Source organism: Halobacteriovorax sp., assembly GCF_048381875.1.
GTDB classification, from domain to species: domain Bacteria; phylum Bdellovibrionota; class Bacteriovoracia; order Bacteriovoracales; family Bacteriovoracaceae; genus Halobacteriovorax_A; species Halobacteriovorax_A vibrionivorans.
Map to the genome: position 1 here is coordinate 580,881 of NZ_JBLXBP010000002.1, position 14,994 is coordinate 595,874.

The following is a 14,994-nucleotide window of genomic DNA, read 5'->3' on the forward strand; positions in this document are numbered from 1 at the left end:
TTTAACCTTTAAGCTTCTACTCTATTTCAGGTCTAATCGAAAACTTACAGGACAGTGATCTGAAATAAATCTCTTATACCATGAGAGGTTCTCTAGCCTCTTTGCATTTGGGATACTCTTTCCACAAGTGCGCCAGACTTCAACATAGCGAGAGTTAAAACGATTTGAAACAAAGGCGTGATCAAATGAATGACCTGAGGTATTTGAACGATAAGTCCAATCGTAGTCACTAGTTCTTCTTGAAAGTCCAATTGAGTCGAGCTGCTTTCCAATTAACTCAAGGTCTGATTTTTCAAGCTCTGTCGAATAAGTTGGATACGAGTTTAAGTCACCTGCTATAACAAGTGGAATACTTTCATTTTTAAACTCTTTTATTCTTTTAATAAGTGTTTCAACTTGATGCATACGAACATTTGTACTGTATGGGCCAGCTTTTAAATGAAGGCCAACTAAGTGAAGTAGCGGCTTCTTAGAATAGCGATCAATTACCTTTCCATAAATCGCAGGCCTTAAGAAGGGACGGTTTTCAATAAGAGGAAAAATATAGTCATCATCACCCTTTACCGGAACAATATCGAGAGTCTTCTTTAAACAAATCATTAAATGTTGATGATTAAATTGCTCGTGATTATATGTCACACAATGATGTCCAAGCCCATCCATTAGATCTGCTAAGCGGGCCGTATCAATAATTTCTTGAAAAACAAAAATGTCAGTATTGATATATTTAGTTGTGAGAAACTCTTTAATAAAGGGGTCGCGATATTCATCACCACGGTGACCACTAATCTCCCCTCCAAGACCATACCAACGAATATTGAAGGTCGTGATTTTTAAACTGCTTGCGGCTATATTTAAACCAACAAGCGCACAGGCCAACCATGGCCATACTCTCTTAAGTTTTCCCATATAAAAATGGTAGATAAGAGATTACCGATGGTCAAAATAATTTTAATAGTAAGTAGCTGATTTTACGTCTATGTAATTTTATTTATTGAAAAATATTCTCGAGTCCTTCTCAACTTATATTAGCTAGGATACACAAAGCTGAAACCAATTAGGGAGAATACATGAAAAAGCTAATTATCCTTGCACTTTTCGCCTCGAATATCTTTGCAGGTACAAGCTTCTGGGCCCTTTTCTCACCTCATCAAGGTGAAGAAGCCTTTAATCAAATTTATCAGGCCATTGAAAACTCTAAGAGTAAGGTTTGGCTAACAGTCTATAGTTGGTCTGACTCAACTGTTGCAAAAAACCTAGAAGTTGCTTGTCTTTCTGGTGTTGATGTAAAAGTCGTTCTCCATCCGGCCCTTAGACGAAAGTCGAGAGTAATTGATTACGCAACGGCAATTGAAGATGCTGGTTGTGGTGTAAAAGTTTCAGTTAAAAATATGCATGAAAAGTTTTCTATTGTTGATGATGTATGGGCCTTCAACTCAAGTGCCAATCTTTCAGGTGGAGCCAAGTCACGTTATTCTGAAAACTTTATTTTCAATAATGACACAAGTCCAGAAGGACGCCTTGTTATCAAAACATTAAATCGTGAATTCAAATTCCTTTGGAACTCTTCAAAAGATCTTTATACAAATAAAGATGCAAAGGAAGATAATCAACCAGCTCTTGATTTAGTTGATCTAACAAATAATCCTGATGCACAGGAGAATCCTAGCTTTGTTTCAAGTTCTATGAACTTTAAATATAGCGAATATAGCAAGACAACAAAGAGCTACAAAAGTGGACGCTATTACCGTGTCTCTTCAAGAAAGGTTAATAAAAAGAGAACGTGGTTTGTTCGCGATGCTATGCTGAAGCTTATTAATGAAGCTCAAGAAAATATTCTTGTAAACGTAAACCACCTTGTCATTGAAGAAGTTTCAGATGCTTTAATTGAAGCAGTAAAGCGTGGAGTTGATGTAAGGATTGTCGCTGATAACCAGGAATATAAAAGTGGAACAAGCTCAAAAGAGATGGTTCCAAATTTTGTCAATGATTGGTTAGAGCTTGAAGGTAACGAAGGTAAGGTTCCACCAGTAAGAATTAAGTACTATTCTCACGCTCCTTCTCCAAGGCATTGGGCCTTAAACCACCACAAGTATATGATCTTTGATTATAACGAAGATGACTTCTCTAAGACAAAATTAATGAGTGGATCATATAATATATCTGAAACTGCTGAGCATTCTCAGTATGACAATATGTTCACTTACTCTGGAGAAACTTTCTCAAATCTCTTTGAAGACTTTAAAGGTGAATTTGATAATCTTTGGGGACTTAACCGCGACGAAAACGATAGGCCAACAAAAGAAGCTTGGGACCGTGTAGCAAAACCATATAATGGGCGTATCTATCTTCATACAAAAATGCCAGTGTCACTGACTTGGCCAGAAATTGAAGAAGTTCGTAGCGCTGTCTACCAAGCAGCACCTACGTTCTTCCGTGATGCTTACCGTAAAAGAGATTGTTACTTCTTTGATATCGAGAAACAAGTCTTCTCTGGTTGCCCTCGCTAGTCGAAATTCATTCATTTTAATAAATTATCATTTCATAACTCACTTGGTCATAGACAGTACTTGTCATGGCCAAGTTGAGTTGATATAAATTGTTGTTAATTTGTCTAAAATATTTAAAGGAATATAGATTATGGTTACTGGATTAATGATTTTTCACGGTGTTATTTCAATCCTTCTTATCGTTACTGTTTTACTTCAGTTTGGTAAAGGTGCTGAGGCAGGACTTCTAGGTGGTGCATCAGAAGCCGTTTTCACAGGTAGCCAGCAAGGAAATATCTTAAGCAAGGTTACTGTTGTTCTTACGATCCTATTCCTAGGTAATTGTATTCTACTAGCAAAGATTCAATCAGGTGGAGAAACAAAATCACTTCTTGATTCAGCAGCGCCAGTTGCAGCTCCTCTTAACTCTGATGCTCAAGCACCAGCGACAGCTCCAGAAGAAACTAAGACTGAGCAAGCTCCAGCTACAAAATAATTTCAAAAAGAAATTCATATAAAAGAAAAGCTCCCGATGGGAGCTTTTTTTATCTGCGATTGATTAATTTTAAAATTGAGTTTAATTCCATCTCTTGCGCATATTGAGCAACGCTCTTACCTGAAGCATCTGGAATATTTGGATCTGCCTTTAGTCGAAGAAGTGCTCTTACATTTTCAAAGCGATTATTCTTTAAAGCAATGTGAAGAGGTGTATCCCCTTGACCATTTTTCTTATTAACATCAAGACCTTTCTTCTTCACAATATAGCGAATCGACTCTGGTGTTGATTTTTTGGCCATGGCAAATAGACTTGCTGGCCTTCTCTTCTTATGAACTTCGCTTACTTCTGGAATCGAAGCGATGCCGCGAGACTTTCTCGCTTCAGATGCCTTAGCTTCCTCAACAAGCTGACGCTCATGCTTAAACTTATCTTCCACAAAAGTAACTTCATAATCATTGATTACAAATGAAGTATTTTCAATTTCATTTAGATTAACTTGCTCAAGGTCCCAATCTTTTTCGGTTTGAACAACTCTCTTTGGCTTATCATCTTTAATTCTGAGCTCTTCTTCGGAAAGCCCATAAAGGTCTGCAAGATAGCGATATTCTGCTTCTTCAGTTTCTGATAAAAGCATCTCATTGCTTTCGACCTTGTTTAAAGGCAGTAGGTCTCCATACTGCTCAAGACTTCCGCAAGACACTAAAATAGTAAGTAATGTTAAAATTCTTAACTGACTCATCAACTCACTTATCGCCAATAATTAAGAATTTCTTTAGAAAATAGTAAGGCCTCCGATTGGAGGCCTTAAGTATTGAAAATGTTTAGTATTTTCTAAAATGGGATGTCATCAGCAGTGAATGAAGCATTTGATGAGATATCATAACCTTGGTTCATATCATCTTGCTGCTTTGGCTCTTGGTTAAAAGAGTTGTTATTATTTTGCTGACCCATTGAAGCGCCTTGACCTGCACTTGCGTTTCCACCTAGGAATTGTACAGTTCTAGCGTTGATCTCAGTTGTGTATCTCTTGTTACCATCTTTGTCTTCCCAAGATCTTGTTTGAAGTTGACCTTCAAGATAAGCTTGGCGACCTTTTGCTAGGTATTGACCACATAATTCAGCTAGTTTTCCCCAAACAACAACTCTGTGCCATTCAGTTCTTTCTTGTTTTTGTCCATTCTTGTCTGTCCAAGACTCACCTGTTGCAAGTGAGAAATTACAAACAGCCATTCCAGATGGCGTGTACTTAAGCTCAGGATCTTGTCCTAAACGTCCTACTAAGATAACCTTGTTTACACTCATTTCGTTCCTCCAATTTCTTCGCGTATAACCGAAACAATCCTTTAGAATTCAGCTATAACCGCAAGGTTGTGTATTAGTTAAAATACATTACTAGAATAATACGACTTTCACCTATCTGAGAAGTCATAAATGCTAATGCAAATAAAAAATTACTTACGGCTGCGTCAAGAGCCCGAAATGAGATATCGAATAAATTGGAGATTCTAAATATTATTGAGTCATGTCTTCAAAAGCTTGGTCAACATTGTCAGGAGAGATTTCTCCATGGCCACCTTTTGTCTGCCAAAACTCTTTTACCTTTGCCTTTGCAATGCGAACATCTTTCTTATACCAAGAAGCGTCAAATCCACAATGAGGGCATGGAATTTCTTTTTTAAAAGTTAAGCGAAGAGTTGCTTCAAATCCTGCCCAATAAAGAAAGAAAGAGAAGACTCCAGCAAAACTCATGAATGGATAAAGAATTGCAGTTGTCACAACTGTCAGCATGAACATCTGTAGATAGTTCTTTGCATCTAGATGTGGATTGGTAACGACCGCTCTTTGAGTGCGACAAAGAGGACAGAAGAATTCAATATGAGCTTTCTTAAACTTATAAGTTCTCGACTCTAATGGATTAAAAGAATTCAATGTCTTCAATGGTCGCCCTCCTAAGCAGTGACAAAGTTAAAAACTTCGACTCCCCCATTTTACCAATATAAACGAGCATTTATAAGCAGGTAAAAAAGGTACCAGGCCTTGTCCTTATTCATCCATGAGCGAACAAAGCCTAGGCCTGGTAGTGATAAGCCCCTGAAATAAGGACTTAAAGAATGACCGAAAGGCCAAAGTAAGGTGGTTAGCCTTGCCTGTACCAACGTTCTACATCCAGGGATCAGGCACCATATCCTTGGTACCCTTAATAGATACAAGTTCAATGCCAAGATAACTCAGTGCAACTAACTGAAAATAGAAAGTGTTCATATGAATTGACGCATAAACGACACTTTCGGTAGCATTAAGTTACCAGCAAAATTAAGGCATTATGACACAAGCAAAAAATAAGCATCATTCACAAGTAATTAAAAATAGGAAGGGACAGATTAGTGTCTTCTTTGGTGTTACCCTTGTAGCAATTTTCTCATTTATAGCCTTTGTGGTTAATGTTGGATTATTCGTAAAAGCAAAGATCAATATGCAAAATGCAGTTGACTCTGCTGCATGGTCAGGAGCGGCCGCTCAAGCAAGACAGCTCAGCAATATCGCCTACCTCAATTGGGAAATGAGAAATACTTATAAGGAATGGATGTTTAAGTATTATGTTCTCGGTCAACTGGCCAATGAGAACACTCATGAAACTACTGGTGGAAACCAGATGAACTTTGCCCTTAAACGATTTGACGAGACGGGAGCAGGATTCAGTAGTGGTATTCAAGGCGACCATTATAATATTCCATCAATATGTCTTCACTTCGGTTCTGAAAATAATGAAAACCTTTGTACTATTTATCAGATCCCAGGACTTCCACGATTTCATGTTGCAGGTATTCCTGACGTTAGTGAAGAATTTGAAGCGACGATGAGTGCCTTTGTTGATTTAAAAGCAAAGAACTGTATGGTTCGTTCAACTTATAATTTCTCGGCAGCAAAGAATTATGCTTTTGCTGCGGGTGTTTCACAAAACGATATTCCTATAGCAGCAGCAGATCGTACAGGCTCATGGATTCAATCAATGGAACTGGCCCTTCGCATGAGAAATCTTGAAATGATTGTTAACCGTCCTCCTATAACAGAAGGTATTTGTGGTGGTGGCGGAGCCCCCGGCTGTCTTAACCCGGAAGTACTTAATAATGAAAATCAATCAATGGGGATTCCAATGAATGATCGGCCACTAAAAGCATATATGGCCGCCATGAAAAATATCTCCGGTGGAGTTTTTAAAAATAATACCGCTTTTGCCAATACATTTGTTCTCTACGAGTTAGCACCAGATACTTATAACCCTTCTCCACAATCCCTATCTAATTTCTTAATTCCAAACGATGCATCGTATACCAATGGAGAAACGGTTGTTTCGGCCAAGAGATATCTTGACCTCATCCCAATGGTGATGAACTTCTCAACATTCTTTACAACTTTTGCACCAACGACAGAAGCACTTTCGACTCTAGGTGTATCTGATAGTAGTGGAACGGCCGCTGAAGCCTCATGTGCCTCAACTAAGACGGCCTTTCCTGTTCCTGGCTATATTCTAGGATTTTACAAGAACCCTCGTGTTGTCACTTACTATGCAGTAAAAGCAAAAGCTCAATACACAGGTCTTTTAAACCCATTTGGAAAACCAATTGAGATGGCCGCTTATGCTGCTGCTAAGCCTTTTGGTGGAAGAATAGGGCCAGCACTAGTTGCACCAGGCTCTGAATATTCTGAGTCCAGCTACAATATTCCAAGAAGTGACAATAGCGGAGGATCACGTAGTACCGATTATATTATGGGCTTTAGTACTACAAATGACCCAAGACTTGAAGATGGGGCCAAAGTTCAGGGGCTACCACTTCCCGCTTCAAATGATTTCTTCTTAGATGTAAGCTCTTCCGATATTGCAATTGGTGGTGTTCCTTCAAATGTCGATACGAAGTTCACTCTTCCTAATATGATTTATAATCTCAACTCTGAAACAACAAACGATGGAAGGCTTCAAAACCTCCCATATAATACAGATCTCAATAGTCCAGCGCCAGTAACAGCAGGGCTTTTCACAAGACAACAATACGAAGACCTAAGAAGAAATATACCTAATTATACTGGGATGCAGGCCGGTGTTTCAGCTCAGGATCTAATTGAGAGTTATAAGAATGTAAGATCTCCTACCAATTATGACGTTCTAAATTATATGGTTCCAACACTTCTTGAGCTTGAGACAGATGATGATGCTGAACACTACTCAACACATCGCTACTTTAACCGTGATAATGAAACGATAGGATATTTCGCTCCGCTATTTCACGCAAACCTTCTCTTTAAAGACCAGTCTAATGTAAAGGGAGTACTTTACAGCTATATTGAAGGCCTAAAGGATTCAGTTATTGTTTATCGTAAGGCACTACAAGCCTATGCTCAAAAAGTAAGAGAAACTCCTGCTCAAGAAGCAGATGCCTATGTTGCCGCTTCAAAGGCCATCTTCAATGAAGATACAGATGGCGATCCTAGCGATGTCTCAACTGGAACAATTGGTGGACCTTTTGGAAATTGCCAAAAACAAAGTATCGCCTCTCGCTTTAGCTATTTTATATTAGGTGAAGACCAGCCACCATCGGAAGATAATTGTAATACCGCTCCTCTAATAACAACAATTGGTGAGTACTTAAACAATTTTCGAGGAAGCTCAAGCTTGTTCTATATAACGTCATATAGACAAAACAACAACGCACAGGGTCCAACGCCACTCCTCAATAATAATTTAATGAGAACTGGATACTCACCAGGAAAGGATTATGGTTCAGAAAATAATGGCCGTTCATCAAATCCTCTATCAGGACGTGACCGTAACCAGCGACGTAATGCCTACTCTACAAAGTTAATAAGTCTCGACTCGATTTCTAGCACAGATGTCGGCTATGGGAATAATGTTTCAAATTACCTGGAGTCTCAAAGGGGCTTTTCACCAGAAGGTGAAACACCGCGTACTCCTGAAGATATCAAGACAGGAGCAGATACTATTTACAATCTACTGCCAAGAGAACAGCTTAGTGAATTTGGTAGTGACTTATTCTTTTAACAAAATTTCCTATTTGCCCTTAAAATGGCCTCTATTGACCTAAAGTCAACAAAAATAGCTTGCGAAAATTTAAATTTCTTTTATATACTAGGGTCGATTCTAAAACTTTATCGCGAGGTAAATAATGGCAAAGAAGAAAGCGGCCAAGAAAAAGGTAGCCAAAAAAGCTACAAAGAAAAAAACTGCAAAGAAAGTAGCTAAAAAAGCTACTAAGAAAAAAACTGCAAAAAAAGTAGCTAAGAAAGCGACAAAGAAAAAAACAGCAAAGAAAAAAGTTGCAAAGAAAGCAACGAAGAAAAAAACGGCCAAGAAAAAAGTTGCCAAAAAAACTACAAAGAAAGCAACAAAGAAAAAAACGGCCAAGAAAAAGGTAGCCAAAAAAGCTACTAAGAAAAAAACTGCAAAGAAAGTAGCCAAAAAAGCTACTAAGAAAAAAACTGCAAAAAAAGTAGCTAAAAAAGCGACAAAGAAAAAAACTGCAAAGAAAGTAGCTAAAAAAGCTACAAAGAAAAAAACTGCAAAGAAAGTAGCTAAAAAAGCTGCTAAGAAAAAAGTAGCAAAAAAAGCGGCTAAAAAAGTAGCAAAGAAAACTACGAAGAAAACGACGAAGAAAAAGACTGCTAAAAAAGCAACAAAAGCTTCTCCAAAGAAAAAACAAACAAAAGCAGAAAGAGAAGCGGCAGCAGCACTTTCTCGTGAAGAGGCCATTGCTAAATACAAAGCTGAGCATAAAGCTGAACTAGAAGCTCAATTAGCAGATTCACTTAAAGAATATGAAATTGAAGATAAACTAGCTGAAGCCGAAGAAGCAAAAGTTGAAACGATTGAGGAAGCTGAAGGAAGCGTTGCTCTTGAAGCGGCTGAAAATTACAACGATCCAGGCCCAAATCTTCAAGAAGAATATAACCCAGATGATGAGCAAGACGAAAAAGATGATATGAGTTTTGGTTGGGGTTATAACGATGCTTTTGACTCTCCAGAAGAGGAAGTATCAGCAGATGATCTAGATGAAGATGAGCGCTATGCACTTGGCCTAGAAACATCTGATGATGATAAAGATGATTTATATTAAGATTTATTTACATCGATTATAAAATGATAAAAGCGGCTTCGGCCGCTTTTTCTGTTTGGGATAAAATTATGAAACTAGAACTATACTATTACGACTCATGTCCTTTTTGCCAAATTGTCCTTCAGGCAGTGAAAGAACTAGATATTAATCTAACTTATTGCGATATAATGAATGACACATCAGCTCTAGAAAGGCATATTAAGACTACAGGACGACGTACAGTTCCTTGCTTATACATTGATGGAGAACCAATGTTTGAGTCGCGAGATATCATCAACTGGTTAACGCAAAACAAAGAAAAACTAAAATAAGCTTGAGGTTAAATCCAAATGGAAGTTAGAGACCCGGTACATGGATCAATCCATATTTTAAAAGAAGAAGAACCAATTATTCGTGCAGACTTTTTTCAACGTCTTCGCAATATTAAACAACTTGGCTTTTCTGAATATATTTTTCCAGGTGCCACTCATACTCGCTTCATTCACTCAATCGGTGTAATGAGAGTTGGAGAGATGTCATTTGACCGTCTTTTCAAAGGCGTTGAACTTACTAAAGAACATTTAAGAATCAAAGAAACTTTTAAGCTAGCATGTCTTCTACATGATATTGGACATGCCCCTTTAAGTCACTCAACAGAAGTGGTTATGCCAAAGCTTAAAGACCTTAAAATACCAAAAGAGTACCTTGTAGCAAGAGACCTTAACAGCGATCGTCAAGCAACACACGAAGACTACACTATCAAGGCCATTGCAGATAGTTCACTTGCTCATAGCCTAAGAGAAGTTGAAAAGACTTTTGGCGTTGAAAGAAAGTATATAGCAGACTTAATTCGCGGAGAAACAAGCGACCACGAATATTTCACAATAAATGGTATTAGCTACTTCCCACTTCTACATCAACTTGTTTCAAGTGAACTTGATTGTGACCGAATGGACTACCTTTTAAGAGATAGCTACTTCTGCGGAGTTAGCTACGGTTCCTACGATCTTGACTGGTTACTTGATAATCTCGAACCAGCTATTATCGATGGAAAAGCAAGCTTAGGTATTTCGGAAAGAGCAGTAATCACATTTGATGACTTCTTACTAAGCCGCTACCACATGTTTATTATGGTTTACTTCCACTACCGCGCTGTTTGTCTTGAAAAGCTTCTACAAAGATATTTTAAAACTTCACCATATGAGTATTTAATCCCTGCTGATATTGAAAAATATATTGAACACGATGATTACCATCTAATGAAGGTTCTTCGTCATTCAAACAATCCTTACGCGAAGGCCATTGTTAACAACCAAACTCCAGAGAAGATTTTTGAATCCTTTAATAGTTCACAACTAAAGACATTAGAGGAAGTTCAAAAGTACTTAGAATCCTTAAATATTGAAGTCATCCGCTCTTCTTCAACTGGCCGTCTATCGAAGTATTATGCAGCAGATAAGCCAAATAATAACGAATACACGATGAAAGTAGTAAGAAATTCAAAAATGGGTGGACGTACAGAATACTTCGATATCAATGAAGCGACGGATCTTTTCCACAAATTTCAAAAGTCACATGCTATTAATCGCCTCCACTGTGACCTTGGGATGCTAAGCAAAGCTAATTTAGACGAAATTAATAAAATAATTTCTGCAAATTAATCTTTGAAAGTTTTTACTTAACTCTTCATCCTCGTCTATAATAAGAGGATATGAATAAGTTTTCACTTTATGTGCTATTAATTTTGCTCTATTTAGGAATCTCTAAGAGCTTCTCGCCCTCTGAGAAGAAGACAATCTATATTCCGAATGCAAATGCTTTTGCCTCTATTTTTAAAGGCTCCCCTATTTCAGTAATTCTTGAAAAAGAGTTCTCTACTGGTGCACTAATTAAAACTTATTATCATCAATATCAAATCATTCACGCCTTTAAAGCACCACAAAGATACAATATTAGAATCTCAAGAGACTTTCATCTTGAGAATAAGAAAAATATTGGGATGTCTCTTTTTAGAAGATTTGAAAACGGTGAAATCTCAACAGTTCCCCTACCTCCTGGTTCAATCTACATTGGTTCCCCTGCATATGGTACATGGAGAACTTCAGCCTCTGGTCAAAAAGTATGGCGCTTTCATCGAACATACAAAAACTTTCCAATGATCTTTCGCTGGGGAGACTTTACACCAACTTACAGCTTCTATCGAAAAATGATAGCTTTAGAAAAACTTGATACTCCTTTCTACGGACTAAATGATGAGTTTGGAACAGATGGAAAAGTGACTCAAGAAAATTACAAGTTAAAGAAGAATGTCAAAAGAGAAACTAACTTCAAAGATATTTTAAAGAAATATACCAAAATACCTAAATGGGACCTCAAGAATGAATGAGCTTTATGATAAATTAATTATTCGAGTTATATTTGCGCTCCTTATTTGCTTTATTGTTTATATTTATAAGCAAGCGCACCTTATTCTCTATCCTTCAATAAAGCATCAAATTCTTAAGAAATTTGCTCCATCTAAAAATTCAACAGATACTATACATCTCTTTGGTCGAATCATCGGTATTGGAATTATCTATTCAAATATTGTCATTAATGTATCTGATGGAGTTTACTTCGCTCTTGGACAATTATTTCTTGAATCGATTATGGTCATCATTCTCTACCTTGCTTCTCTATATATTTTAGAGAGTATTGTTTTGTACAACTTTGAATACGCAGATGAAGTTTTAAGGCGTAAGAACTATGCTTATGCGATCATTTGTTTTTCTCATTCTATTTCATTAGCCTATATTCTAAAGACTGTTATTAAGGTTTCAAATAGCTCTCTTATTATGACCGTTTTTCTCTGGCTATTTGCCATTGTTCTCATCGGCTTTTGTTCAAAGACATTTCAGATCATATCCAAGCTCTCGTTTAATCGACTCCTAGTTCAAAAAAGCTTGGCGGTTGCAATTTCTTACATGGGCTTTATTTTAGGCCTATGCATTATTATATCTTCAGCATTAGACCATTCATTACAAGATATTAAATGGTATACGATTCAGGTAATCTTAAAAATTCTACTTTCTATTATCATTATTCCAATTATTAGAAAGGGCCTTATTTGGGTCTTCTCAATTCAAGATGACCTTCAGGTTAAGAAAGATGAAACAGAAGAGAAAAAACTGAATGTTGAACTCGGTTATGGAATTTATGAGGGAGCGATTCTCTTCACTTCATGCTTCTTAACAACGGTTATTACTGGGAATATCTATTACGGAAATTTTTACCCGCTCTTCTAGCCGCGGCCTCATTCTCTCATCTTTAAGGTTTTTTAACCGAAATGGTTGGTAGAATGAGGAGGATTTCGTGGATTTAAAATACTTTCAAATGCTAGATTTTATCAATACAAGGCTTACTAATATTGAACGTAACCTTGCAAAGGTAGATGAGAAACTAGACTTCTCAGTTGCATTACAAAGAAATCACTTAATTCGTGTCAAAAATGGTGAATTCATTGATGATAATATGATCTTAATGGGACTTCCATATAACGATCTCTCACCTCGTCGCGCACTTGAAATTTATGAAGATAAGGATATGGATTATATTCTTCTTGATATTACTTCTAAAGGTTATGACAAACCAATTGAATTAGAAGGTGCAATTCACATTCCTTACGAAGAATTAGATCACCGCTATGTTGAGATCACAAATAAGACAACACCAATTCTCGTTATTAGTGAAGACGGCCTTAAGTCTATACAAGCTTGTGAAAAGCTAGTTAAGAAAGGATTCTTCAACGTTAATAACATCTCTGGTGGCTATAAGTTTTGGCCAGCAAATCAAGGTTCTGTTGTTTTGAAAGTTGCCTAAATACGTCTAGAAATCGAGAGAAAGATTTAATTGGATACGAGATTCAAGAGTATCTCTTTCCACGTTATTAAGCTTGTCGTGCATATTATCGAGAGTCGATAAAATTCGCTCAAGTTCAACTTCACCAATACGTCTTGAATAATTATTCTCGATTAGCTCTAATACGTCATAAAGTGAAAACTTAAACTTCTCACCATACTCCGTCAGATAAACTCTTTGCTCACGCTTATCAACTTCTGAAGACTTGCGAATAATGTAGCCACGTTTTTGTAATTCATTGAGATGGCTTGTCATTGTTTGTTTCTTTAAACCACAAGCTCCACCAATCTCTTTAATTGTTGGGCCTTCATTTTCACATGTATAAATAAGAATCTCGAGGAAACTAGGTCTTAGATCAGTAAAACCCTTATCCTGAAGATAAGATAAAATATGATTACTATAAATGCGATAGATTCTCTTAAGGAGACTACCAATTGCTGAAACGTTTTTCATTTCATACCTCGCTACAGCAATATTGTAGCGAGATCATTTCTCCATAGTCAAATATTAGTACTAAATTTAAATACGTTTTTAGAACGATCTTTCAAAGGCATGAATAAGATCATAAGGTACTGATTTTACAGCAGACATTTGCTGAGCAACTTCTTGCTGAATTTCACCATCTTGCATCATTCCATGGGTTGGTGAGTTAAGATCGGCCGTTTGGACATATTCAAAGTCAAGGCCCATCTGCCACATATCAGTTTTCAATCGATCAAATAATTCAAATTCTTCATTATGACCGAATGAATTGGCCATAACAGAACCCGATAAAATGCTAAGTAATGAGACAACTGTAAATAATTTGATCAACTTCTTTGCCATTTTTGCTCCATATTGCTGCTTTCTTTAATATAGTTGCAGGATTAATGCCAAATCGAAGCTGATCTTAGAAAAACCTTCTCGTATTGGAAATTGAAGTCGCTACACCGATACATATTCCAAAGGTCAATAATGAAGACCCACCATATGACATAAGAGGAAGTGGTAAACCTACAACCGGTAGTAATCCCATAACCATCCCCATATTGATAAAGGTGTGCCAAAAGAAAATACTCATAATTCCAATTATGGTGACGGATTCAAAGATCCTACTGACATTTACGGAGAGCCAGACAAATCGAAAAAAGAGAAAGAGGTATAAACCAATCAGAAGTATCGCTCCAAAGAAGCCATGTTCTTCATTATAGATTGAGAAAACGAAGTCAGTATGATTTTCAGGAAGATAATTAAGTGAAGCCTGAGAGGATTTTCTTAAACCTTTACCAAATATCTTTCCTGAACCAATAGCAATCTTTGATTGGATCGCATTGTAACCTGTCCCCTTAGCATCGGCCGTAGGATTTAAGAAAGTTCTAATACGATTTCGCTGGTACTCTTTTAATCCAAATTGATACATCACTCCCCCACTAAGAACTCCAACAAGTCCCAAGATAAGAAGTGTTTTCCATTTGAGTTTTCTAAAGAAAACCATTGTTGCAAATATAAGAAGAACAAGAAGTCCTGTTCCAAGGTCTGGCTCCACAACAATTAGAATGGTCGGAATAATGGCAAGGATTGCAGGTTTAATAAGATCCTTTAATCCGAGTTCAATATCAGGAGCGTAATTTCTAAAATAACGGGCCAAAATAAAGATCACTGAAATCTTCATAAATTCTGAAGGCTGAATTCTAATAGGCCCTATTAATAGCCATCGTCTTGCCCCCATTCCCTTATGACCAAGAACTAGTACTAAGACTAATAAGAGAATATTAAATAAATAGATCGGCCAAGCGAAACGATATAGATTTTGTGGATTAATAAAGCTAATAACAAAGGCAACAACAATTGAAAGTGCATACCAACCTAATTGAACTTTAAATAAGTTTGCATGAGCTGTACTGGCCGAAGCATGAGTTGCAGAATAGAGGTTTAGAATTCCAAAGAAAAAGATTACAAAACTCAAAAGAAAAAATGAGAAGTCATATCTTTTAAAAAATTCTTTGATATTAGATAAATCCAT

16 protein-coding genes are annotated in these 14,994 nt (G+C 36.9%); 9 read left to right on the top strand and 7 right to left on the bottom strand.

What is annotated here, in order from left to right; translation table 11 throughout:
* Window positions 1-21: 21 nt before the first annotated feature.
* Window positions 22-909 (bottom strand): endonuclease/exonuclease/phosphatase family protein, encoded by an 888-nt coding sequence (locus ACN5L8_RS07055; RefSeq protein WP_115361752.1) that lies wholly within the window; start codon window positions 907-909, stop codon window positions 22-24.
* 161 nt (window positions 910-1,070) lie between these two features.
* On the opposite strand from ACN5L8_RS07055, the gene ACN5L8_RS07060 reads away from it, so the two are divergent.
* Both ACN5L8_RS07060 and secG read left to right on the top strand, forming a co-directional pair.
* Window positions 1,071-2,510 (top strand): phospholipase D-like domain-containing protein, encoded by a 1,440-nt coding sequence (locus ACN5L8_RS07060; protein ID WP_115361754.1) that lies wholly within the window; start codon window positions 1,071-1,073, stop codon window positions 2,508-2,510.
* A 130-nt stretch (window positions 2,511-2,640) separates the two neighbouring features.
* A complete protein-coding gene (gene secG, locus ACN5L8_RS07065) occupies window positions 2,641-2,985 on the top strand; it encodes a preprotein translocase subunit SecG (RefSeq protein ID WP_115361756.1) in 345 nt (114 codons plus the stop codon).
* 49 nt (window positions 2,986-3,034) lie between these two features.
* Here secG and ACN5L8_RS07070 read toward each other — a convergent pair whose 3' ends face one another.
* The 3 genes from ACN5L8_RS07070 to ACN5L8_RS07080 form a co-directional block, all read right to left on the bottom strand.
* Window positions 3,035-3,727, bottom strand: coding sequence for an ankyrin repeat domain-containing protein (locus ACN5L8_RS07070; RefSeq protein WP_115361758.1), 693 nt, complete (start codon window positions 3,725-3,727; stop codon window positions 3,035-3,037).
* Window positions 3,728-3,819: 92 nt separating this feature from the next.
* On the bottom strand, window positions 3,820-4,290 hold the full coding sequence (locus tag ACN5L8_RS07075) for a single-stranded DNA-binding protein (RefSeq protein ID WP_115361760.1): 471 nt from the start codon (window positions 4,288-4,290) through the stop codon (window positions 3,820-3,822).
* A 210-nt stretch (window positions 4,291-4,500) separates the two neighbouring features.
* A complete protein-coding gene (locus ACN5L8_RS07080; protein WP_115361762.1) occupies window positions 4,501-4,926 on the bottom strand; it encodes a hypothetical protein in 426 nt (141 codons plus the stop codon).
* A 385-nt stretch (window positions 4,927-5,311) separates the two neighbouring features.
* Here ACN5L8_RS07080 and ACN5L8_RS07085 point away from each other — a divergent pair, with 385 nt between their 5' ends.
* The 7 genes from ACN5L8_RS07085 to ACN5L8_RS07115 all read left to right on the top strand — a co-directional run bounded on the left by ACN5L8_RS07085 (window position 5,312) and on the right by ACN5L8_RS07115 (window position 12,953).
* Complete coding sequence (locus ACN5L8_RS07085; protein ID WP_419168832.1) at window positions 5,312-8,044, top strand: Tad domain-containing protein; 2,733 nt, start codon at window positions 5,312-5,314, stop codon at window positions 8,042-8,044.
* A 124-nt stretch (window positions 8,045-8,168) separates the two neighbouring features.
* On the top strand, window positions 8,169-9,116 hold the full coding sequence (locus ACN5L8_RS07090) for a histone protein (RefSeq protein ID WP_419172707.1): 948 nt from the start codon (window positions 8,169-8,171) through the stop codon (window positions 9,114-9,116).
* Window positions 9,117-9,184: 68 nt separating this feature from the next.
* Window positions 9,185-9,427: a glutaredoxin family protein gene (locus ACN5L8_RS07095; protein WP_158536864.1), complete on the top strand. Its 243-nt coding sequence runs from the start codon at window positions 9,185-9,187 to the stop codon at window positions 9,425-9,427.
* Between the two features lie 18 nt (window positions 9,428-9,445).
* A complete protein-coding gene (locus tag ACN5L8_RS07100; protein ID WP_115361770.1) occupies window positions 9,446-10,756 on the top strand; it encodes an HD domain-containing protein in 1,311 nt (436 codons plus the stop codon).
* Window positions 10,757-10,806: 50 nt separating this feature from the next.
* On the top strand, window positions 10,807-11,481 hold the full coding sequence (locus ACN5L8_RS07105) for a hypothetical protein (protein ID WP_419172708.1): 675 nt from the start codon (window positions 10,807-10,809) through the stop codon (window positions 11,479-11,481).
* Window positions 11,474-12,379 carry a hypothetical protein gene (locus ACN5L8_RS07110; protein WP_115361774.1) on the top strand — a complete coding sequence of 302 codons (906 nt, stop codon included), beginning with the start codon at window positions 11,474-11,476 and terminating at the stop codon, window positions 12,377-12,379. Before ACN5L8_RS07105 ends, ACN5L8_RS07110 begins: the two co-directional genes overlap by 8 nt.
* Before the next feature lie 67 nt (window positions 12,380-12,446).
* Entirely contained in the window at window positions 12,447-12,953 is a 507-nt protein-coding gene (locus ACN5L8_RS07115) for a rhodanese-like domain-containing protein (RefSeq protein WP_115361776.1), read from the top strand.
* Window positions 12,954-12,959: 6 nt separating this feature from the next.
* Here the strand turns inward: ACN5L8_RS07115 and ACN5L8_RS07120 are convergent, their stop codons facing one another.
* From ACN5L8_RS07120 to rodA, 3 genes are all read right to left on the bottom strand, one after another.
* Window positions 12,960-13,445, bottom strand: a complete 486-nt coding sequence (locus tag ACN5L8_RS07120) for a MarR family winged helix-turn-helix transcriptional regulator (RefSeq protein ID WP_419168834.1) — start codon at window positions 13,443-13,445, stop codon at window positions 12,960-12,962.
* Window positions 13,446-13,523: 78 nt separating this feature from the next.
* A complete protein-coding gene (locus ACN5L8_RS07125) occupies window positions 13,524-13,817 on the bottom strand; it encodes a hypothetical protein (RefSeq protein ID WP_115361780.1) in 294 nt (97 codons plus the stop codon).
* 64 nt (window positions 13,818-13,881) lie between these two features.
* Window positions 13,882-14,994 carry a rod shape-determining protein RodA gene (gene rodA, locus ACN5L8_RS07130; protein WP_115361782.1) on the bottom strand — a complete coding sequence of 371 codons (1,113 nt, stop codon included), beginning with the start codon at window positions 14,992-14,994 and terminating at the stop codon, window positions 13,882-13,884.